Genomic DNA, 21,083 nt, shown 5'->3' on the forward strand with positions numbered 1-21,083 from the left:
TTGCGAGGAGCTCAATGCTACTGAAACCTTCTTTCCTCGATCTGGACTTCGTCTGATCTTTAAATTGGGGTCATCTTAAAATCGTCGGGATCAGGTGGTCTGAGCCTATGTGCATCCGCAGGAATACAAGACAGAGACAATGCGGCTCTGACGCTCGACAAAGTCACGGCGCGTATGCCGGACCCATCGCCAAAGCAGCAGCCCAAGACCCGTCGAAATCGTCAAACGTTCCGATGCAGCCGAAGGTTTTGTTGTTCTGCCCAAACGATGGGGCGTTGAGCGCACATTCGCATGGCTTGGCATCAACGAAGACTCACAAAGGATTGTGAGCGACATGCCAAAACCGCTCTCACCTCTATCTATACCGCTATGATAAAACTTAGGTCTCGCACGCTCGCCCGCTCCGCTATGTCGAGTTTTGAAACGGACCTAATTACTTTAACGTTACTTATGTACTAATTTATTGCTATAAATTTAATTTAGTAGCTAAAACTTTATCTGACTAGATCAATAATGCGACTGTTGTTATAAAGCAACATGTGATTAATATAGCCTTGACAGGGAAATCGCGCTTGCTATAAGCTCCTTCGTCAATGAATATGAGACAGTTGTATTTAATAAGCAACGAAAAATAAAGACGTATGGATAATAATCTAACGCATTGATAAAAAATGTCTTTGGGGATTATTGCGTTAAAATGGTCTTAGAATAAGATGACCAGCACCATTACTTCGAGGGGAAGATCTTGAGTTCGACAATAATTACGCTGGAGGATCCGCTAATGCAAGAATCTGATACTCAGCCTTCAAGCAAATTGTCAATGGCAGCGACACCTACAGCTAGCACGCTGGTTCAGCGACTGGCAGATTTTGATACGCTGATTGATGCACTGGAGTATGCAGCAGGCGGGGCGACAGGATATAATTTTTATGATGCAAAGGGAGAGTTGCGATCAGTACTTTCCTATAGTGCACTTAAACAAAATGCGCATATAGCTGCTCGCCGTTTATCTGGTTTAGGTTTGGCGCGTGGTGATCGTGTGGCGCTAATTGCTGACACAACGCCTGAGTTTATTGAGTTGTTTTTTGCATGCCGATATGCAGGGTTTGTTCCTTTTGCGATGCCAATACCCGTTAATCTTGGCAGTCATGCAATATATGTTCGACAGCTGCGTGGCATGCTTGAAAGTAGCCAAGCAAGTGTTGCAATAGCTAATCTTGATTTTGTTGGGTTTCTTGAAGAAGCTGTTGAAGGTTTAAGCACTGATCATTTGCAATGGGTCGGAACGCCAAATCAGCTTGATATGTTGCCAGAAGTAGAAGTGGTTTTGCAACCCAACTCTCCGGAAGAAGTTGCTTATTTACAGTTTACTTCAGGGAGTACACGGATGCCTCGCGGAGTAGTTATTACAGAGCGAGCCTTGATGTGTAATCTCCGTGGAATAGTGCGTAATGGACTAGAAGTGCATGCTAGTGATCGTTGTGCTTCGTGGCTTCCGTTTTATCATGATATGGGTTTGGTGGGTCTTGTATTGTCACCAATGGCCGCCCAGCTCTCGGTGGATTATTTGGCAACACGGGATTTTGCAATTAGGCCACTGCAATGGTTGAAATTAATTAGCCGTAATCGCTGTACGGTTGCTTTTAGTCAACCGTTTGGTCTTAAGCTTTGTGCGTTAAGAGTTCGAGAGTCGGATTTAAAGGAACTTGATTTAAGCTGTTGGCGTGCAGCAGGTATCGGAGCCGAAATGATCCGACCAGATATTTTAAGAAACTTCGCAGATAAATTTTCTGCGGCAGGCTTTGATGAGCGTGCTTTTTTACCTTGCTATGGCTTGGCAGAATCTACTCTTGCTGTTTCTTTCTCGAAGATTAATCAAGGCGTGATGAGTTTACAGGTTGATACTAAAACGTTGGTTGAAAAGAAAATGGCAGTGAGAGTGCAAGCGGAAGGCAGGAAATTTAATGAGTTTGTCAATTGTGGCCGTCCACTTCCCGAGCATACTGTTAAAATTGTTGGTGATAATGGAGAAGAGCTGTCCCAGATGATGGTTGGTAGTGTTTTGGTTCAAGGAAAGAGCATTATGACCGGATACTATAATAATCACGAAGAAACCAATAAGGCATTAAAGCCGGGAGGCTGGCTTGATACAGGTGATATTGGATTCATTCTGGAAGGTGATTTGTATATTACTGGACGCCGTACTGATGTCATTATTGTTAACGGTCGAAATATTCGTGCGCAAGATATAGAGGAGCTTGCCGAGCAGCAACCAGAAGTTAGATCCCGTGAAGCATCAGCTTTTGGAATTAATGGGGCAGATGATACGACAATCGTCGTGTTAGTTGTTGAGTGTCGTTTATCCTCGGTGGAGGAAAGGCAGTCCCTTACAAGTCGGCTACAGCAAATGGTCTATATGGCTTTTGGTGTTAACTGTTTAGTTGAATTAGTACCACCTCACACGTTACCGAGAACATCATCTGGTAAACTGTCACGTTTTGCAGCACGACAAGGTTTTCTTCAACGCGCAAATATAGCTGATCAGATATCTATAGTTCAGTCTGGAGACAGATAATATTAAATGTCACAAGTGGTGGCAGTAACGGGTGCCACTGGGTTTATCGGTCAGGCATTGCTTGATAGTCTGCTGGGAAATGGATGGAACGTTCGCGCATTGACTCGACGGGTCTCATCTGCTGAACGAGAAAACTTAGAGTGGATATATGGGGATTTAGATAATCACGGGTCGCTACAAAGACTTGTTAAGGGAGTATCTGCTGTAATACATTGCGCAGGCGCGGTAAGAGGCAATTCCCTAGGAAGCTTTTTACATAATAACGTAGTGGGTACAGATAATCTATTGCACGCAATTATTGAGCAGAAATCTGGGCCTCGTTTCCTTTTTATATCTTCTCTGGCAGCAAGAGAACCTAAACTTTCATGGTATGCGATCAGTAAATTCAAAGCTGAACAACTGATTAATGATTGTTCGGACAATATGCCATGTACTATCTTTCGTCCCGCGGCTGTGTATGGTCCCGGCGATAAAGAGCTTCAACCACTTTTTAAAGCAGCTTGTTATGGCGTACTACCCTCTGTCGGTCATTTGGCTAATCGCTTCGGATTGCTTCATGTTAATGATTTAGTAGCAGCGATTCATTGTTGGTTGCGTAGCGATAAACCCATTACAGGGACTTTTGAGATTGATGATGGCACGCCGGGTGGTTATACTTATCGACTAGTAGCAGCTATTGCGCAAGACATTTTAGGAAAACCTGTTAGATGCATTAGATTACCTGGCCCAATGCTTCAATTAATCGCCTGCGTTAATTTGTGGGTATCCCGATTAATAGGCTATTCACCCATGTTGACTCCTGGAAAAGTATGCGAATTACAACACCCAGATTGGGTGTGTGATATAGCGCCTTTGAAGCGAGATTTAGCGTGCTGGTACCCTAAACTTCATCTCTGTGATACATTGCCACAATTGATCAAACTCTGAATTTTTTAATTAACGAATGGCAGAAATTAACCAAGAAGACATTTTGCATTTATTAAGCCAACGCCTAGCAAGTTTCGCAAATCCGGAACTGGAAATTACACCAGAAACAAATCTCATTACTCAACTAGCGATTGATTCCATAAAATTATTGAATCTCATTATGGAATTAGAAGATCACTTTGATATTTCAATACCATTGAATGCTCTCACAGACGTGCTCACTGTCCGTGATCTTGCTAATTTGATTTACAGAATCATGTCCGATTCAAAATGAATTTACTAGAAAAACTTGATGCAGCCGCTGCAGCTAGAAAGGCACAATTACCAACTGGATTAAGCGCTTTTGGTATACCTATAGAAGAAATTTATTCTCCAACAGAAGCAAGAATTGGTGAACGTCGGATTTTGCTTCTTGGTACCAATAACTACCTTGGACTTAGCTTCTCGCCAGAATGTAGGAAAGCAGCACATGAAGCGATAGATAAGGAAGGCACAGGTACTACAGGTTCCCGAATGGCAAATGGAAATTATTCGGGGCATCGTGCGCTCGAGATGGAATTTGCTGATTTTTACCATTGCCGATCATGTATCGTTTTTACAACAGGCTATCAAGCTAATCTCGGAACGATCTCCGGATTAATAGGCGCGGGTGATGTAGCACTTATTGACGGCGACTCTCATGCAAGTATATATGATGGATGTATTCTAAGTGGAGCGGATATCATCCGCTTCCGGCACAATGATATGGCGGACTTAGAAAAACGTCTTCGACGGCTGGGTGATCGTAGTAAGAATACCCTCATTATTGCTGAGGGTATCTATAGTATGTTGGGTGACCAAGCACCTTTAGCTGAAATTGTAAGCTTAAAAAATGCTTATAACAGTATTTTACTGCTTGATGAAGCACATTCGCTTGGTGTTTTGGGTGAAACTGGGCAAGGCCTGGCTGAAAAGACTGGACTCATCAACCAAGTTGATTTTATTACTGGAACTTTTAGTAAAAGTTTATGTGGGATAGGCGGTTATTGTGTGAGTAATCATCTGCAACTTGACCAGTTACGTTATGTGAGTCACCCTTATATTTTTACAGCTTCACCTTCGCCATCTACCATTGCAGCAACGCGCGTGGCTTTAAGATTACTCCGAGATGGCAGTAAATTACGTGAGCAGCTATGGAGAAATGCACGGCAACTCTATTCGCATCTTAAGATGATCGGATTTCAAGTTGGTCCAGAACCTGGACCTGTCGTAGCAACTATATTAGATAATCCCCAGCAAGCATTAGCTTTGTGGAACGGCTTGCTTGAGAATGGCATTTACGTCAACTTAATTCTTCCCCCGGCAGCACCTGAAGGTAAATCATTGGTACGATGCAGCGTAAATGCAGCACATACTTCTGAGCAAATCGAACATGTCTGCCAAGCTTTTTCTAAGCTACATTCATCAATTATTCAGTGAAAGATTTTTTATAGATCTAATTAGAATGCTGGCAGAACAATATGCTATTTTCCGATTAGCTATAAAATGAATTCTTCTTACATTATGCATCACTGGATTACCCCAAGCTGGCCATCGCCACCAAATGTAAAAGCAATTTTCACTACCCGAAAGGGCGGGGTGAGTAAAAACAGAGGCGGTGCTTACGCAGAACTAAACTTAGGTGATCATGTACACGATGATTCATTATTGGTACAACAGAATCGCGCATTGCTACGTACATATTTGCCGAGTAATCCATACTGGTTGAAACAAGTTCATGGAGCGAGACCAGTCTGGGTGGAAGAGAATGAAGTAAAGCCTGAAGGTGACGCAGCATTGAGTCGTTGTGGCGGGAGAGTGTGTGCAATATTGGTGGCAGACTGTTTACCGATATTTCTATGCGATACAGCAGGCAGTGTTGTGGGTGTTGTCCATGCTGGCTGGCGAGGATTAGCCAGAGGAGTAATTGAGAACTCTATTACGGAGATGGCTTGTAAGAGCTCTGAAATTATTGCCTGGCTTGGTCCTGCAATTGGTCCCAAGCATTTTGAGATCGGGGAAGAAGTGCGGGAAGTGTTCTTGGAGCAAGATAGCAAATCTGGCGCTGCCTTTACTCCTGGCCATAGTGATAAGAAATGGTTTGCTGATCTATTTATATTGGCACGGCAACGACTGACAGATGTTGGAGTCACTAAAGTTTATGGTGGTTATGAGTGTACATTTAGTGACCCATCAAGATTCTATTCTTATCGCCGAGATGGTAAAACAGGCAGAATGGCCGCACTGATTTGGTTAGCAGATACGACTTAAATGAGAAGAAGTCGTTGGGGCGCAAATGTGGAAGAAAGTAGCACAAATACCGTGTATAAATTTATCATGGAGAATAAATATATTTTGGGGTGCTAGCAACAAACCACTAAATCATTCTGGTGCTTTCCTTTAAGGAGGAAAGCATTTTGTTTCTTAGGTTGGCAAGTGCTATAACACATGATACAAGGCGTTTATCTTCCATGATTTTCTGCAAAAAATAAATTTTATGTCAACTCTCACCTGGATCATTCTGGCTGGCCTGCTTGGTGGCTTACTGAGTATACTGTTTGCGGCCATATTGACTTTTAATACTCGTAGCTCATGGGTATCTATGTTGGTTTCATACGCAATCGGTGCACTGCTAGGGGCGGCATTCTTAAACACCCTGCCTGAGGCTCTCGAGCTTTCTGAGAATCCAAAACAAATAACGATCATAGTTCTGCTAGGTATTCTCATTTTTTTTATCCTAGAGAAACTCGTGCTGTGGCGGCACTGCCATATGGATGAATGTGAGGTACATGATCCTGAGCATGGTCGTTCTATTTACAAGATCCAGAGCGATCATGGCCGTAGCGGTATGATGATTATCTTAGGAGACACATTTCATAATTTTGTCGATGGCATACTCATTGCAGCAGCTTTTATGGTTGATATCCAGCTCGGCATTGTTACCGCTATTGCAATTATTGCTCATGAAGTTCCCCAAGAGGCTGGTGATTTTATTATTCTGCTCAATTCTGGTTACAGCCGCACTCATGCGCTTTTACTTAATTTGCTATCAAGTGTTGCAACTTTAGTAGGAGGGGTACTTGCTTATTTTATGCTGCATCAACTTAATCATCTCGTCTTGCCAATGCTTGCAATTGCAACAGCGTGTATGATTTATGTGGCAATGGCAGATCTCATTCCAGGTTTGCATAAACGACCTGAGTTGACTGCCACAGTTCAGCAAGTGGTGCTAATTAGTTTTGGAATTGGTTCTATTTGGCTGGTTGAGACTATGCTCAAGCATAGCCACTAAAGAGTCGTCATAAGTAGGGCAGGCACAGTTCGAGGGTTTGATTTATACTGCGCAGTTGTATTCACTGTCTTTTAGTGAGCTTTGAGATAGCGCTGCCATGGTATCCTTGTGCGGTGCGATAGTATAAGTGACGCAAGGGTGTACCATTTCGTGTCACTATTCTATATTGTACAGTACTAGGTTGGTCAAGCATGTGATCAATTTCGTCTCCTTCTCGATCACGCTCAAGCGTATGGCGTTCCATTCCTACTAAGATAATAGGACGGTTACTAGGTGGATGCGATGGAAACCAGAAATCATACATGGCACTATTGTCTCCAAACATATTTCGCGAGCGGATATCCATTTTATTACTATCTTTATTGTAAAAAGATAATGCACTTGCAATTGACCATTTACTCATGCCTACTACAATCGGCACTTGTCCAGTCTGGGATCGCATCTCTTCAGCTATCTTTTCGACTTCAAGAGTGGCTTCCTTCCAGAAATAATGTTCAGTAAGAAATTGATAGGGTATTCCTGGAATACCTAGTACGACATAATGTAGTACAAATGTATAGGCAAGTAACGAGACGATAATGGTTGGTTGCCATATTGCACGCAGACGACTGGAGATAGTATATAGGGTCCTACTCTGCCCCATCATCCATGCGATAGTGGGTAAAATGGCAAGCCAGACAGGGCTGGTCCAATGAAATCGTGGTGTATCAAACGTACTGATGCCCAAGAAAATTACCAGTGGAATTCCAGTAAATATAAGCACAAATAAATTGCGCCTACGCTCACATTTATCATAGTTATTATTCTTAGAGCAAATATATCGAAGCGCATGCAAAGCAGCATATAAGCCCACTGGGGTTAAAATGATTGCGATATAAAGGAGCAGGTAATGGACGGAGAAAGTATGCCCTCCACCACCAAGTCTTTCAGTTTGAAATAAAAATGAAACCCAGTTATTTTCATAATTCCAGATGATAACGGGTGAGAATAGCAATAGTGCGAGGATTGCCGAGAGATAGGGTTGAGGCCGACGCATCCAACGACGCGCAGCAGGATCCAAAATAACAAAGGCTAAAGCGGCAATACCCAATAAACCGAGTGTATATTTGGACAATAGGCCCAAACCAAAAGCAACTCCCATCCCTAGCCAAGCTATGTTTCGACCAGCTACAAGAGCACGCTCCATATAATATAAAGTGGCAGCCCAAGTGGCAATCAATGGTGCATCGGGTGTCATCACTAGACCAGAAGCAAAGCCAAATGGCAGGATAGATAGCAGCATGATTGCACGCATACCTGTTGATTTGTCATATAGGTTGCGCGCAAATGCATAGAGGTAGCCCATAGCTATCAAGCCACAGATAAAGGCGCCGATTCTGACACCTAACTCATTTTGGCCTGCAATTGTGGTACCTAGCCAGATTAACCAAGCCACCATTGGAGGATGATCGAAGAAACTCAAATCCATGTGCTGAGTATATTGCCAATAATAAGCCTCATCAGGAATGAGTTGAGCCAGACCAAGATAAACAAGGCGCAGTAGAATAACAAAAAGCACAATTCCAACTGCAGCCACTCGCCAGCGTATATCTAATGATGGGCGATTTCTATTTTCTGGGAAAACATAAAAGGCTGAGCCAAGATAATTAACAGCTGCTGTTGCTGCAATTGCTGGGAATATCGCTAACTCGGCTGGCAAATGCCAAGTATAGACAAGGAGCGCAAGTACGCCACCACGTAAGAGTAGTGCAAATAATCCGACAGTTAAGAAGCGACCAAATTGATACCAATCTAGGTTGCCCTCATGATACGATCGAAACGACCATTTAGAGTTAAGTGTATAATTTATAGTAACCGCTGCTAAAAAACTCGTAATATGAGCCAATGCGAGTCCAGAGTTCCAACTTATCATCCATTGGAATGTCAAAGCATCGACAAAAATACCCATAAACCCAACAATTGCAAAACGGCTAGCTGTGCCGATAGATACTGTGCCTCCGGCTAGTGTGATCAACCGCTGTAGATAAATCAGATGATGTGAAAGGGATAATTTCGAGGTGCCTTGTGCTCGGTCATGAAATGTGATGGGTATCTCTATGACGCTAAGATTTCCTTGACCTGACATTAACAACTCAAGAAGTATTTTGTATCCGCGAGCCTTTTCTGGGATATTGGTTATAAGCTTGCGATGAAATGCGAAAAAACCAGAAGTAGCATCGCTTACATCGCAAATAGGGCGTGCAAGTAGGCCACCCGCCCGTGACAGCCATTGCCGATATAGAGGCCAACCTTGAGTACTTCCGCCGGGAATGTATCGGCTACCTACTGCAACGTCATAATTACCATCCAGTACTGGCGAAACGACAGCGGGTAACTGCTCAGGTAAATGGCTCAAATCTGCGTCCATTACAACGATGATATCGCTTTTGGCGATAGCTGTACCTGCCAGAATTGATGCCGTTAGATCTGGTTTTTCCTGTCTCTCAACAAGATGAATATTTTTCTTGTGTGCTTCCCATCTACGTATTTTTTCTGGTGTTCCATCCGTTGACCCGTCATCAACAAAAATAACTTCAAAACTTTCTGGTACCAAATCAAGAGCAAGCAAACGTGTTAACAGTAAGTCCACATTTTCTGATTCGTTGAGAGTGGGAATGACGATGGAAAACTGCATTATTTAATTTTGTAAAAGAGCGTGGATTTAGAGGTGTGGGGCATGAGTACTACCGTTTCTGGTATTCATGCACAGCACGGTTATGGTCTTTCAGATTGGTTGAAAAATGCGATTCACCATTACCCTTCGCAACAAAATAGAGCGCATCGGTCTCTGCTGGATTAAAAGCTGCTTGAATTGAAGCTAGTCCTGGCATAGCAATAGGCGAGGGAGGAAGTCCGGAACGGGTATAAGTATTGTATTCTTGATCGCTAAGCAAGTCTTGCTTACGTAAATTGCCATCAAATTTATGGCCTATTCCATATATAACAGCTGGATCAACTTGTAGTTTCATACCCAAGTGCAGCCGATTGACTAATACGCCTGCAATAATACCGCGGTCACTTTCCTTGCCAGTCTCTTTTTCAATGATCGAAGCTAGAATCAATCCTTCATATTCTGATTCTAAGGGAAGAGATTCTTTTCGAGAAGACCAGGCTGCTTTTAGATGATTTTGCATTGTTCGGTGAGCGCGTTTTAGAATGCTAGTATCGCTACTATCTGTTAGAAAAAAATAGGTATCCGGGAAAAATAAGCCTTCTGCTTTTAATTCACTGGCACCAATCAGCTGTAGAATTTCTTGCTCGCTAAGATTAAGTGTATCGTGTCGAATTGCTGGATGTTCGTCTAACGCTTTCCTGAGCTGAGAAAATGTCCACCCTTCAATGAACCGAATTTCATTTTGTTTCGCATCACCTTTAACAAGATATTCCAGTAACTGCCGGGGGGAAGTATCTTCAACAAGTACATATTCACCTGCCTTTATAGATGATTCATAGCCGAGCACTTTCGATAATAAGATGAAAGACCAAGCATTGGGGATCAAATGATCAGAAGTTAGTCGGTTGGAAATACTTTTTAGGTTGTTTCCTGATGTAATCGACAATTCGTAAGGGGTAAATGGTAACTTAGTTGCAGTATTAACAAGATAATAAAACCAACCGACAAAGAGGGCAATTCCAATGAGAGTAAATAAAAAAAGTAATCCTGGTTTTTGGAAGAGGCGCTTTAATGCCCACATACGCCAAATCTATAGCTAAATCTTACGAAATGCCAACGTGCCGTTAGTTCCCCCAAACCCGAAGGAGTTTGATATTGCTAAATTGATTTTCATATCTCTGGCAGTATTGGGAACATAATCCAAATCACACTCTGGATCAGGTTCAAAAAGATTAATAGTAGGTGGTACGATTTGATGGTACAGAGTCAGTACAGAAAATATGGCCTCTATTCCACCAGCAGCCCCCAATAAGTGACCAGTCATTGATTTGGTAGAATTGATAACAAGTTTTCTTGCATGATCGCCAAAACACCGTTTGATTGCAATCGTTTCGGCTATATCGCCTAAAGGAGTCGAGGTGCCATGAGCATTGATATAATTAACTTCATTGGTGTTAACACCTGCGGTCTTAAGGGCGTTTGACATACATCGGGCTGCTCCTTCGCCATCTTCGCACGGGGCAGTCATGTGATGTGCATCCGCGCTCATACCGAATCCAACGAGTTCTGCATATATTTTTGCACCACGTTGCTTTGCATGTTCCAGCTCTTCTAAAACTAAAATACCGGCACCTTCACTTAAAATAAAGCCATCTCTATCTCTATCCCAGGGACGGCTGGCTGAAGCGGGGTCATCATTCCGAACTGATAGAGCTCTGGCTGAAGAAAATCCCCCAATCGCAAGCGGACTTACACATGATTCTGCACCACCGCAAACCATAATATCTGCATCCCCATATTCAATCATGCGTGCGGAGCTGCCAATAGTATGGGTAGAAGTAGTGCATGCAGTCACAATAGCTAAATTGGGACCTTTATATCCGAACATGATAGATAGATTACCGGATATCATGTTGATGATAGTGCTGGGTATGAAAAACGGAGAAATTTTACGTGGCCCGCCAGCATGATAAGCAGTATCAGTATCTTCAATCATTGGCAGGCCACCGATACCAGAGCCAATATTAACGCCTATACGTTCTGGATCAAGCCCTGCCAGATCTTCAACACCCGCATCTTCTATTGCTTGGATTGCTGCTGCCATGCCGTAATGAATAAAAATATCCATTCGGCGCGCATCCTTTGCTGATAGATACTGCGTAATTTCGAAATTCTTAACTTCGCCAGCAATTTGTGAAGAAAAAGATGAAGCATCAAAGCGAGTGATCTTGGTAATACCAGATTTTCCAGCAACAATGTTCTGCCAGGCATCAGAAACATTATTTCCTACAGGTGAAACAATACCTAGTCCTGTAACGACTATCCTACGTTTGGACAAAAATAACTCCGGTAGATAAAGATAGAAGAAAAATTAATGAGAGGTATGCTGATTAACGTAGTCAATCGCTTCTTGAACAGTATTGATTTTTTCAGCTTGTTCGTCAGGAATCTCGCACTCAAATTCCTCTTCCAATGCCATAACAAGCTCTACGGTATCAAGCGAATCAGCACCTAAGTCATTTACAAAAGAGGATTCATTTTTGACGTCTGCTTCATTTACACCTAATTGTTCGGCTACAATTTTTTTAATGCGTTGTTCTATATCTGTATTTTCCATCTATACACCCTTCCTGTCTACGTGAGAAAATCTAAACAATTTTAACAAATTTCTTATACTAACAAAACTAACACCTTTACTACATTCAGACTATTTCTAACAAAGCTTTTTATTAATAGAATCATTTGACATAAAGATTAATGCCGTAATTTGGAAGGTTTTCTCCAAATTACTAAATTCAATTAATCCATATACATTCCACCATTCACGTGTAAAGTCGTGCCTGTAATGTAACTTGCTGCTGGAGAAGCTAGAAAGACTGCTGCTGACGCTATATCTGCTGGGCGCCCCAATCTTCCTAATGGAATATGCTGGATTAGATTTTGCTGCTGCTCAGCAGTAAGAGATCGCGTCATATCAGTATCGATAAACCCAGGGGCAATGCAATTAATGGTAATATTTCGGCTTCCTACCTCACGCGCTAGTGATTTACTGAAACCGATCATACCAGCTTTGGCTGCAGCATAATTTGTTTGTCCGGGGTTGCCGGTTATCCCGACAACAGATGAAATATTAATAATCCGTCCTGAGCGAGCTTTCATCATGGAGCGCAGTACAGCACGACTTAAGAGGAATACCGATTTTAGGTTGGTTTCGATGATTTCATCCCATTCTTCATCTTTCATTCTGGCCAGTAAATTGTCGCGAGTGATTCCAGCATTATTGACCAATATACTAATCTCACCAAATATTTCACGGATAGTTTCAATGGCGCTATTAATTTGTGCAATGCTGTTGACATTCATTGCTAGGCCCATTCCTTTTATTTGGGCTTCTTTTAGATACTGATTGATAATTTCTGCGCCATCCTGAGTTGTCGACGTACCTATTACAATAGCGCCACGCTTGCCTAACTCAGAGGCTATAGCTTGTCCAATTCCTCGGCTGGCACCTGTAACTAAAGCTACTTGGGTGTCTAACATTATTTCTCCGTTTGATAATATATTGGCTGCAATTTATTTCAATATATCGATTGTCTGTTTGAGGGTATTACTATCCGTCAGTGATAAGCTTTTTAATTTTCCATCGATACGCTTTGTCAAACTGGTTAATACCTTGCCTGGTCCACATTCGACGACATGATCTACACCCGCTGATACAAAAGCGCGAATGGTTTCTGTCCATCGTACTGGACTATATAGCTGCTTTGCCAATATTTCTCTGATAGACGCGGCATCATAATGCTGTTGTACATCTACATTATGCAAAATGGGGATCGTGGGTGATTCAAACGATATTTTCTCAAGTAATTGACGCATTTTTTCTGCGGCTGGTTTCATGAGTGAGCAATGTGATGGAATACTCATTGGCAACAACACTGTTAGCTTCGCGCCTTTTGCTTTGGATAGCTCCATTGCATGCTGTACCGCATTTTTATGGCCGGCGATGACTACTTGACCGGGTGAGTTGAAATTAGCGGGTTCTAATAACATTCCTTCGTAATTACTCATAACCTCAGTACAAACTGCTCGTACTTCATCATCATCTAGTCCTACTATTGCCGCCATGCCACCCACACCTTCCGGGACACACTCTTGCATAATTTTTGCGCGATAACTTACCAGCCTTAGTGCATCAGAGAAAGTTAAAACTCCCGATACAACGAGTGTCGTATACTCTGCCAAGCTGTGTCCTGCTAAGTAATCTGGTTTTTTTCCTCCCAAGCTTTCCCATGCGCGATAAACTGAGACCCCAGCCGTCAACATAATGGGCTGTGTATTGATTGTTGAGTTAATATCTTCAGCTGAACCTTGATTAACCAATATCCATAAATCCTGCTTAAGAATATCAGCAGCCTCAGAGAATGTTTCGTGCATCAATGGGAGATCTGCGTAACCTTTCATCATGCCGATTGATTGCGATCCCTGTCCAGGAAAAACAAATGCAGTTTTCATGTATCACCAGCGCAGTAGTACTGACCCCCAAGTAAAACCGCCGCCAACACCTTCTAATAAGACATACTGGCCAGTTTTAATACGTCCGTCACGTGCGGCAATGTCCAAAGCTAGCGGTACAGAAGCGGCGGAAGTGTTACCATGCTGATCGACAGTCGTGACCACTTTTTTCATTGGAATTCCAAGTTTCTTGGCAGTAGATTTTATGATACGGATGTTTGCTTGATGGGGAATCAACCAATCAATATCGGATGCTTGTAAATTATTAGCTGTGATGGCCTCAGACACTGCCTCTTCTAAAACTTTAACTGCAAATTTGAATACAGTGTTTCCTTCCATGGTAATAAAAGGTGAGCCTTGTATTTTACCGCCACAGATATTACCCGGTGCTGCAAGTACTTTGTTGTAGCTTCCGTTGGCATGCAAATGACTTGAAAGTATTCCAGGTTGATTGCTTTGCGTCAATACTACAGCCCCAGCGCCATCGCCAAATAAAACACAAGTGCTACGGTCAGTCCAATCAAGAATGCGTGAATATACTTCGGTTCCTACAACCAGTGCATTTCGACACTTGCCAGAACTGACAAACATATCAGCCGTAGCCAGAGCATAAATAAAACCGCTACATACCGCTTGCACATCAAATGCTGGACCATCACTAATGCCAAGTTTATCCTGCAGAATACAAGCCGTGCTCGGAAAAATCATGTCCGGGGTTGTCGTAGCCAGAATGATCAGATCAATCTCTTGAGCTTGAATACCGGCCGCATCTATAGCTCTGCGACTTGCTTCCAGCGCAAGATCACTTGCCATCTGATTCTCAGCCGCAATATGGCGTTGGATAATGCCAGTGCGAGCGCGTATCCATTCATCACTGGTATCCACCATACGCTCGAGATCATGATTAGTCAGAATTTTTTCAGGCAAATAACTGCCTGTTCCAATGATTCTTGAGTACATTTTTATTGTTTCATTCCACAGTAGCTGAATTGAATTTATTTTTTTTGATATTGTGCTGTAATTCTGCTATGTGTTCACTGATATGACGCAACATCCCCCCGCGTACTTCCTCAGTGGCCCGTTTGATGGCGGCACAAAATGCATGCTTATCAGCAGATCCATGGCTTTTTATAACAATGCCACGTAACCCAAGCAGGCTGGCACCATTGTACTGGCGATGATCAACTCGCCGTTTGAAAGCGTTGATAACAGGCAAAGCTACGAGTCCTGCAGCTCGCGAAAATATATTGCGCCTGAATTCTTGGCGTAAAAAAGTAGCGAGCATTTGCGCTACGCCTTCTGAAGTTTTTAAGGCAACATTGCCAACAAAACCATCACAAACCACGACGTCTGTTGTTCCCTTATAAATATCATCACCTTCGATGTTTCCGTAGAAATTTAATCCGCTATCACGTAGTAGTTCTGCTGCCTGCTTGACCACTTCATTGCCTTTGATATCTTCTTCGCCTATATTTAGCAAACCAATGCTCGGGGATTTCTTCTTTTCAATGGAAGATACCAGCGTTGCGCCCATCATACCAAATTGTAGTAAGTGTTCAGCAGTGCAATTGACGTTTGCACCTAAATCCAATATGTAGGTGTGTCCTGTAATGGTAGGCAAAACAACTGCAAGCGCTGGTCTATCAATACCTTGTATGGTTTTTAGAACAAATCGAGAGGTTGCTAATAACGCTCCTGTATTACCAGCACTGATGCACGCCTGTGCTTCACCACTTTTAACCAAATTAATCGCAACACGCATGGAGGAGTCTTTTTTGTTTCGCAAAGCTAATGCCGGAGGCTCATCCATGCTTACCACCTCGCTGGCAGCATATAGTCTTATTCGTGAACTAAGAGGCATATTAACGGCGCGTAATTCGGCTTTAATCGCATCAGGAATTCCGACCAAAATAATATCTACCTCAGGGTCGCGAAGTAAGTACTCCACTGCTGAAGGAACTGTAACATGTGGGCCATGATCACCGCCCATACAATCAATCGCCACAGTGATGTTCACTTTAGATTACTCTTGATAGTACGCTATGACAGATGCGGGATAGTATTTGATGAAATCAAAGGCGAGATATATACGGAATCTATTCGTCGTTTTTGGTTTTAATGACTTTCTTGCCGCGGTAGTATCCATTCGGGCTAATATGGTGACGTAAGTGTACCTCCCCAGTAGTAGGCTCTATGGCTAAAGGTGGGTTAGTCAGAAAATCATGAGAACGATGCATGCCACGCTTGGAAGGGGATTTTTTATTTTGCTGAACAGCCATAATATGTTGACTCCAAATTAAACTTTAGTATGTTTACTTCTTTAACGACTTCAATGAAATAAAGGGGTGTTTCTTAACAGCTCCTGTTATTTCTGAAGTGCTGATAGTAATGTTATTTATTGAGCACTCATTCTCCTGGTGACGAGGAGAAATGGGTAAACTCAGAATGATCTCATCCTCAATAAGTGTTAATGCATCAATATCAGGAGATGCTAGAATGGCATCAACTGAATTATCTTCATCATAATATGAGTACTCATCTTGATTTCTTGCTATTAGCAAACTAGTTTTCACGTCCAATGTATGTTCTAGCTTACTGAGGCAACGCTGACAACAAAGAGTAACCATTCCTGCGATCATTATTTTGAGTGTCGGCCTACCTTTTTCGTCAAAAACACCACTTATCGAGTAAACAATCTCTCCTGAATGATCCAGTAAATATTCGCGTAAACGTTCCAATTCAGCGGGCAAGATTCTACCATGATGTACCTCGGAATTGCGGACAAAATTGAGAGAATCTATGATAAAGCGTTTATGCGTAAACATTGCATGCTATATTTTTTATAATTAGGTGTCAAAATTCTATTGTAACTATTATAACATTTTGAAAAAACAGTATGTTCACCCAAGACTTATTTTGGGATCCAGCTCATTATATCGCCGCGAACTACTCCAGCGCCTAAAACTTCCTTTTGAATCGGTAAGTCCGGCAATTGATGAAACACCTTTGCAAGATGAAATGCCTGAAGCTACTGCCCTTAGATTGGCTGAAGATAAAGCACATGCTATAGCTGCAATTTATAGCGATGCTCTTATCATAGCTGCGGATCAGGTCGCTGTGCTGGGAAGTGCTCAATTAGGTAAGCCCATGAATCATGCTAATGCGGTCAAGCAATTACATTTTATGCAGGGTAAAGAGGTTGTTTTTCATACAGCGCTATGTTTATTGAATAGTCGCACTAACCGACTGCAAAAAAGGATTGTTCCGTATTTTGTTAAATTTCGCGAGTTAAGCGATCAACAAATTGAGCGTTATCTGTTCAAAGAGCAGCCTTATCATTGTGCGGGAAGCGCTAAATCTGAAGGTCTCGGGATTGCATTGATCGAGCGAATGAGGGGAGATGATCCAAATGCTCTGATTGGGCTGCCGCTTATTGCATTAGTGGAAATGTTGATGCAAGAAGGAGTAGAAATTATTTAAATTTTTTCTTTACAGTCATCAAAGGATCAATTAGCCTAATAATTTTGAATGCTTCAAACAAAGATCTGTAAGCAATATGATTAGCAGTAATAGATTTCCAATATGCGTAAGCGATTAACTATTAATTCTGTCATCTTGATTTTTTTCGTGAGCATGCTCACGAATACATTAGGTTGGTCGTTTAATGACAAGGTCTTCGCTCATGAACTGGATCATCACTATCATGCTGCTTTGTTTACTGCTGATCCACAAAAGCATCTTGATCTGCACCATGCTCTTGGTGATAACGGTGAGCTGGATGCGGCTACGCATTTATGTCTTCATGCAGCCGGACAATATCAGCCTTTTTTTGTGAATTCACCGTTTCTGATAATGGCCTCAGTTGCTGAGGCGGAAGTTTTGACGGTATTTGTTTCTGAAATCATTCCTGAATCTATTCCAGATTCTCTTTTTCGTCCTCCTCGAAAGAATCCTGCCACTCTATAGTTGAATCCCTAGATCATGCGAGTGGTTTGAGTGTCGTATGATTGGGGTGTGATGCCCTCATCATTATTCAAATAAGCCGTATTCGCGGTGCAGAGATGGCGTGATTCAACAGCGCTACCAATCTACTCGTCATTGCGAGCACAAGCTAAAAGTATTAACGCTTTTGCAGAGGATGCTATGAAATTTAGATTACGGCACAAGGTGTTACAGGTTTGCCTGCCGCATAAAGTACAAATCTTAATCCTGTTTCTGGTAATTTTTTGCTACCCATTCCGGGTGATGGCAAGTTCTGATTCAATAGGTTTAAATACTGATAAGCCTTTGAATCCTCTTGCACAGTCGCTGCCCGCTGAAGAAGTCGATTTAACCTTGCGTGATGTATTGGAGCTCATGTTGCAAAATAATCCTGAGCTTGCATCTTTTTCTAAGGAGATACTTGCTTTTGAAGGAACAAAACTTCAGGCAAGTAAGTTTAGGAATCCTGATTTCACTGTCGAGGCAGAAGATGTTAATTCCTCCAACTCAGCGCTTCAACGATTTACCACTTTCCGGATCAGTCAGTTAATCGAATTGGGGGGGAAACGGAGTGCCAGGATGAATGTGGCATCGCTGGGGCAGGAATTAGCGGATAAAAGTTATGAAGCCAAAAAGCTGGAGCTGATTGCAAGAACAGCTAATATGTTTATCGATGTATTGGCAGGACAAGAGCGGTTGCGGGTGGCAGAGGAAACTTTACAGCTGACACAGAAAGTAGTCGATTCAGCTTCTAAACGGGTCGAGTCAGGTAAGGCGCCCCCAATCGAGGAAACACGATCCAAGGTTGCGCTTTCAACAGCGAATATCGAGCGTGAGCAAGCGAGACGAGATCTCGCTTCAACGCGTACACAATTGGCGCTCTTGTGGGGCAGTGCCATGCCGCAATTTGGCAAAGTGCTGGGAGATCTTGAGTCGACTGTCGTGATCCCAGTTTTTGAAGTGCTAGAACGGCGTATTCTAAATAATCCTTTGGCGTTACGCAGTGTTAAAAATATCGAACATCGTAAAGCGATTATCGAACTTGAGAAGTCGAGGCGCATTCCTGATGTAACGCTGGGAGGCGGGATAAGGCGCTACTTGGTAACTGAAGATACCACTGCAGTTGTCAACTTATCCATACCGATTCCGGTATTTGACCGGAATCAGGGCAATTTGCAGGAAGCTTATCAGCGTTTGAACAAGGCGAAGGATGAACAGACTGCGGCCGAGTTGTTACTAAGAACAGAGCTGTCGCGGGCGTATCAGGCATTACTGGCGGCGCAGAATGAGATTAAGCTGCTGCATGATGAGGTGTTGCCAGGCGCCAGAAGTGCATTTGAGGTGGCGAATAGAGGTTATGAGCTGGGGAGGTTTAGCTTCCTGGAAATGCTTGATGCGCAGCGTGCTTTGTTTCAGAACCGGGTTTTGTATGTGCGTGCACTTGCTAATTATCAGCGATTGATCAATGAAATCGAGCGTTTAATCGCGGCGCCGATTGATGATTTTCTCAGTATGACCGCTACACGCCAATCTGAAGACAATCTGGAATACAAGGAATAAGTAATGGATAAAACACGATGGATGCCTATTGTGATCGTGATCATCATCGGTATTGTTCTAAGTGGACTCATTCTAACCCTAGGTAAATCCACTGCACCTCGTTCGATAGATGCAACAACGAGTGAGGGGAAGGGGGTGTCTGCTATTGATTCTGCATCTGGGGAGAGGGATAGTCAGTATCAACCGGCTCAAGGTCCCAGAGGAGGAAAGCTTTTTACGACAGATGATTTTAGTGTGGAAGTAACTATTTTTGAAAAAGGGGTGCCCCCCCAATTTCGGCTTTATCTTTACCGTGAAGGCAGGTTGATTCCGCCTGCTGAGGCGAATGTCAGTATTACATTGACACGCCTGGGTGCACCCGCCCAATTATTCCGCTTTACACCCGAAGGCGATTATCTGATCGGTGATCAAGAGGTAGAAGAGCCGCACTCTTTTGATGTGGTGATTGTAGCAGAATGGAACGGCAAGACTTTTCGTTGGGGGTATAGCCAGGTCGAGGCCCGGGTAGAAATGTCGAACGAGACATTGAAAAGTACTGGCGTTCAAATTGCTACAGCGATCCCTGCAATTATTAAACCAACGCTCAGATTGCCTGGAGAAATCATTTTTAATGAACATACCATCCTGCAAGTTGTTCCGCGTATACCAGGCATGGTGATTTCGGTCGAACGCCATCATGGCCAGCAGGTACAAAAAGGAGAGATGCTGGCAGTTATTGAAAGTCCCATGCTGGCTGATTTGCGCAGTCAATATCTCATTGCGCGCAAACGACTGGCATTAGCACAAACCACCTATGAACGTGAAAAACAATTATGGGAAGAAAAGATCACTGCCAAGCAGGAGTATCTAACGGCCCAGCAGCAATGGGATGAAGCCAAAATCGCGCTGGAACTTGCATCTGAAAGGCTGCACGCCCTTGGGGTAAGTCCTGAATCTGCTCATTCGGGAAAGAATCTTTCCCGCTATGAAATTCGTGCGCCGATTCCGGGCGTTATTACCGAAAAAGCGATCGTCTTGGGGGAAGCGGTTAAAGAGGATAAAGCGATTTTTACGATTGCCGATGTCTCGACAATATGGGCAGCGATCACGGTTTATCCAAAAGATTTGAGTGTAGTTAAAGTCGGACAGCAAGCAATGATTAAGGCGACAGCATTTGATGTGGAAGGGGAAGGGACTGTCACCTATGTAACGACGTTGATCGGTGGACCAACACGTGCAGCTACAGCGCGTGTCGAACTGGATAACCATGATGAGAGATGGCGGCCCGGCATGTTTGTCAATGCCGAGCTGGTAGCGGAAGAAATACAGGTGCCTGTAGCGGTATTGGTAGAAGCGATTCAAACATTACGTGATTGGTCGGTCGTATTTGCTCGTTACGGAAACTATTTCGAAGCACGACCACTGGAGCTTGGTCGGAGTGATGGCACGATGGTTGAAGTGCTCAAGGGGCTATCTGCCGGGGAACAATATGCGGCAGGTAACAGCTTTGCCATTAAAGCTGAACTGGGTAAAACTGGTGCGAGTCACGATCACTAATTCATCCAGTCACCTCAGCGGAGTCAGTC

General features: G+C 43.1%; 20 protein-coding genes and 1 pseudogene. 11 read left to right on the forward strand and 10 right to left on the reverse strand.

Annotated features, from left to right (window positions below; translation table 11 throughout):
• Positions 1–211: 211 nt before the first annotated feature.
• From BLP80_RS16290 to BLP80_RS08715, 7 genes and pseudogenes are all read left to right on the forward strand, one after another.
• Positions 212–459: pseudogene (locus BLP80_RS16290) on the forward strand (transposase); the annotation flags it as partial.
• Between the two features lie 322 nt (positions 460–781).
• Positions 782–2,575 carry a fatty acyl-AMP ligase gene (locus BLP80_RS08690; RefSeq protein WP_256325023.1) on the forward strand — a complete coding sequence of 598 codons (1,794 nt, stop codon included), beginning with the start codon at positions 782–784 and terminating at the stop codon, positions 2,573–2,575.
• A 6-nt stretch (positions 2,576–2,581) separates the two neighbouring features.
• Positions 2,582–3,502, forward strand: a complete 921-nt coding sequence (locus BLP80_RS08695; protein ID WP_090542340.1) for an NAD-dependent epimerase/dehydratase family protein — start codon at positions 2,582–2,584, stop codon at positions 3,500–3,502.
• Between the two features lie 16 nt (positions 3,503–3,518).
• A complete protein-coding gene (locus tag BLP80_RS08700; protein WP_090542342.1) occupies positions 3,519–3,776 on the forward strand; it encodes an acyl carrier protein in 258 nt (85 codons plus the stop codon).
• Positions 3,773–4,960 carry a serine palmitoyltransferase gene (locus tag BLP80_RS08705; protein WP_090542344.1) on the forward strand — a complete coding sequence of 396 codons (1,188 nt, stop codon included), beginning with the start codon at positions 3,773–3,775 and terminating at the stop codon, positions 4,958–4,960. The genes BLP80_RS08700 and BLP80_RS08705 overlap by 4 nt, the downstream gene beginning before the upstream one ends.
• An 84-nt stretch (positions 4,961–5,044) precedes the next feature.
• Positions 5,045–5,791: a peptidoglycan editing factor PgeF gene (gene pgeF, locus BLP80_RS08710; RefSeq protein WP_090542346.1), complete on the forward strand. Its 747-nt coding sequence runs from the start codon at positions 5,045–5,047 to the stop codon at positions 5,789–5,791.
• Between the two features lie 226 nt (positions 5,792–6,017).
• Complete coding sequence (locus BLP80_RS08715; protein WP_090542348.1) at positions 6,018–6,812, forward strand: ZIP family metal transporter; 795 nt, start codon at positions 6,018–6,020, stop codon at positions 6,810–6,812.
• Positions 6,813–6,873: 61 nt separating this feature from the next.
• Here BLP80_RS08715 and BLP80_RS08720 read toward each other — a convergent pair whose 3' ends face one another.
• The 10 genes from BLP80_RS08720 to BLP80_RS08765 form a co-directional block, all read right to left on the reverse strand.
• A complete protein-coding gene (locus tag BLP80_RS08720) occupies positions 6,874–9,486 on the reverse strand; it encodes a glycosyltransferase family 39 protein (protein WP_090542350.1) in 2,613 nt (870 codons plus the stop codon).
• Between the two features lie 49 nt (positions 9,487–9,535).
• Entirely contained in the window at positions 9,536–10,546 is a 1,011-nt protein-coding gene (gene mltG, locus BLP80_RS08725; protein WP_090542352.1) for an endolytic transglycosylase MltG, read from the reverse strand.
• Positions 10,547–10,561: 15 nt separating this feature from the next.
• Entirely contained in the window at positions 10,562–11,803 is a 1,242-nt protein-coding gene (fabF, locus tag BLP80_RS08730; RefSeq protein ID WP_090542354.1) for a beta-ketoacyl-ACP synthase II, read from the reverse strand.
• Positions 11,804–11,836: 33 nt separating this feature from the next.
• Positions 11,837–12,082 carry an acyl carrier protein gene (gene acpP, locus BLP80_RS08735; protein ID WP_046849580.1) on the reverse strand — a complete coding sequence of 82 codons (246 nt, stop codon included), beginning with the start codon at positions 12,080–12,082 and terminating at the stop codon, positions 11,837–11,839.
• Positions 12,083–12,264: 182 nt separating this feature from the next.
• A complete protein-coding gene (fabG, locus tag BLP80_RS08740) occupies positions 12,265–13,005 on the reverse strand; it encodes a 3-oxoacyl-ACP reductase FabG (protein WP_176754321.1) in 741 nt (246 codons plus the stop codon).
• Between the two features lie 33 nt (positions 13,006–13,038).
• Complete coding sequence (fabD, locus tag BLP80_RS08745) at positions 13,039–13,977, reverse strand: ACP S-malonyltransferase (protein ID WP_090542358.1); 939 nt, start codon at positions 13,975–13,977, stop codon at positions 13,039–13,041.
• A gap of 3 nt (positions 13,978–13,980) precedes the next feature.
• A complete protein-coding gene (locus BLP80_RS08750) occupies positions 13,981–14,937 on the reverse strand; it encodes a beta-ketoacyl-ACP synthase III (RefSeq protein WP_090542360.1) in 957 nt (318 codons plus the stop codon).
• Positions 14,938–14,947: 10 nt separating this feature from the next.
• On the reverse strand, positions 14,948–15,994 hold the full coding sequence (plsX, locus tag BLP80_RS08755) for a phosphate acyltransferase PlsX (RefSeq protein ID WP_090542362.1): 1,047 nt from the start codon (positions 15,992–15,994) through the stop codon (positions 14,948–14,950).
• A gap of 79 nt (positions 15,995–16,073) precedes the next feature.
• Positions 16,074–16,256, reverse strand: a complete 183-nt coding sequence (rpmF, locus tag BLP80_RS08760; RefSeq protein ID WP_090542364.1) for a 50S ribosomal protein L32 — start codon at positions 16,254–16,256, stop codon at positions 16,074–16,076.
• 33 nt (positions 16,257–16,289) lie between these two features.
• Positions 16,290–16,802, reverse strand: a complete 513-nt coding sequence (locus BLP80_RS08765; RefSeq protein ID WP_090542366.1) for a YceD family protein — start codon at positions 16,800–16,802, stop codon at positions 16,290–16,292.
• Positions 16,803–16,860: 58 nt separating this feature from the next.
• On the opposite strand from BLP80_RS08765, the gene BLP80_RS08770 reads away from it, so the two are divergent.
• From BLP80_RS08770 to BLP80_RS08785, 4 genes are all read left to right on the forward strand, one after another.
• Positions 16,861–17,457, forward strand: coding sequence for a Maf family nucleotide pyrophosphatase (locus BLP80_RS08770; RefSeq protein ID WP_090542413.1), 597 nt, complete (start codon positions 16,861–16,863; stop codon positions 17,455–17,457).
• Between the two features lie 153 nt (positions 17,458–17,610).
• Entirely contained in the window at positions 17,611–17,943 is a 333-nt protein-coding gene (locus BLP80_RS08775) for a hypothetical protein (protein ID WP_256325026.1), read from the forward strand.
• Positions 17,944–18,120: 177 nt separating this feature from the next.
• A complete protein-coding gene (locus BLP80_RS08780; RefSeq protein WP_090542369.1) occupies positions 18,121–19,518 on the forward strand; it encodes a TolC family protein in 1,398 nt (465 codons plus the stop codon).
• 3 nt (positions 19,519–19,521) lie between these two features.
• Positions 19,522–21,054: an efflux RND transporter periplasmic adaptor subunit gene (locus tag BLP80_RS08785; RefSeq protein ID WP_090542371.1), complete on the forward strand. Its 1,533-nt coding sequence runs from the start codon at positions 19,522–19,524 to the stop codon at positions 21,052–21,054.
• Positions 21,055–21,083 lie beyond the last annotated feature (29 nt).

It is taken from the genome of Nitrosomonas sp. Nm132 (genome assembly GCF_900100485.1).
GTDB lineage: Bacteria > Pseudomonadota > Gammaproteobacteria > Burkholderiales > Nitrosomonadaceae > Nitrosomonas.

Coding starts and splice junctions, on each gene's coding strand:
- BLP80_RS08785 (WP_090542371.1), top strand. CDS start 19,522: ATGGATAAAACACGATGGATGCCTATTGTGATCGTGATCATCATCGGT.
- pgeF (WP_090542346.1), top strand. CDS start 5,045: ATGCATCACTGGATTACCCCAAGCTGGCCATCGCCACCAAATGTAAAA.
- BLP80_RS08695 (WP_090542340.1), top strand. CDS start 2,582: ATGTCACAAGTGGTGGCAGTAACGGGTGCCACTGGGTTTATCGGTCAG.
- BLP80_RS08720 (WP_090542350.1), bottom strand. CDS start 9,486: ATGCAGTTTTCCATCGTCATTCCCACTCTCAACGAATCAGAAAATGTG.
- acpP (WP_046849580.1), bottom strand. CDS start 12,082: ATGGAAAATACAGATATAGAACAACGCATTAAAAAAATTGTAGCCGAA.
- rpmF (WP_090542364.1), bottom strand. CDS start 16,256: ATGGCTGTTCAGCAAAATAAAAAATCCCCTTCCAAGCGTGGCATGCAT.
- BLP80_RS08780 (WP_090542369.1), top strand. CDS start 18,121: ATGAAATTTAGATTACGGCACAAGGTGTTACAGGTTTGCCTGCCGCAT.
- fabG (WP_176754321.1), bottom strand. CDS start 13,005: ATGTTAGACACCCAAGTAGCTTTAGTTACAGGTGCCAGCCGAGGAATT.
- BLP80_RS08750 (WP_090542360.1), bottom strand. CDS start 14,937: ATGTACTCAAGAATCATTGGAACAGGCAGTTATTTGCCTGAAAAAATT.
- BLP80_RS08765 (WP_090542366.1), bottom strand. CDS start 16,802: ATGTTTACGCATAAACGCTTTATCATAGATTCTCTCAATTTTGTCCGC.
- BLP80_RS08775 (WP_256325026.1), top strand. CDS start 17,611: ATGCTCACGAATACATTAGGTTGGTCGTTTAATGACAAGGTCTTCGCT.
- BLP80_RS08700 (WP_090542342.1), top strand. CDS start 3,519: ATGGCAGAAATTAACCAAGAAGACATTTTGCATTTATTAAGCCAACGC.
- BLP80_RS08715 (WP_090542348.1), top strand. CDS start 6,018: ATGTCAACTCTCACCTGGATCATTCTGGCTGGCCTGCTTGGTGGCTTA.
- fabD (WP_090542358.1), bottom strand. CDS start 13,977: ATGAAAACTGCATTTGTTTTTCCTGGACAGGGATCGCAATCAATCGGC.
- BLP80_RS08705 (WP_090542344.1), top strand. CDS start 3,773: ATGAATTTACTAGAAAAACTTGATGCAGCCGCTGCAGCTAGAAAGGCA.
- mltG (WP_090542352.1), bottom strand. CDS start 10,546: ATGTGGGCATTAAAGCGCCTCTTCCAAAAACCAGGATTACTTTTTTTA.
- BLP80_RS08690 (WP_256325023.1), top strand. CDS start 782: ATGCAAGAATCTGATACTCAGCCTTCAAGCAAATTGTCAATGGCAGCG.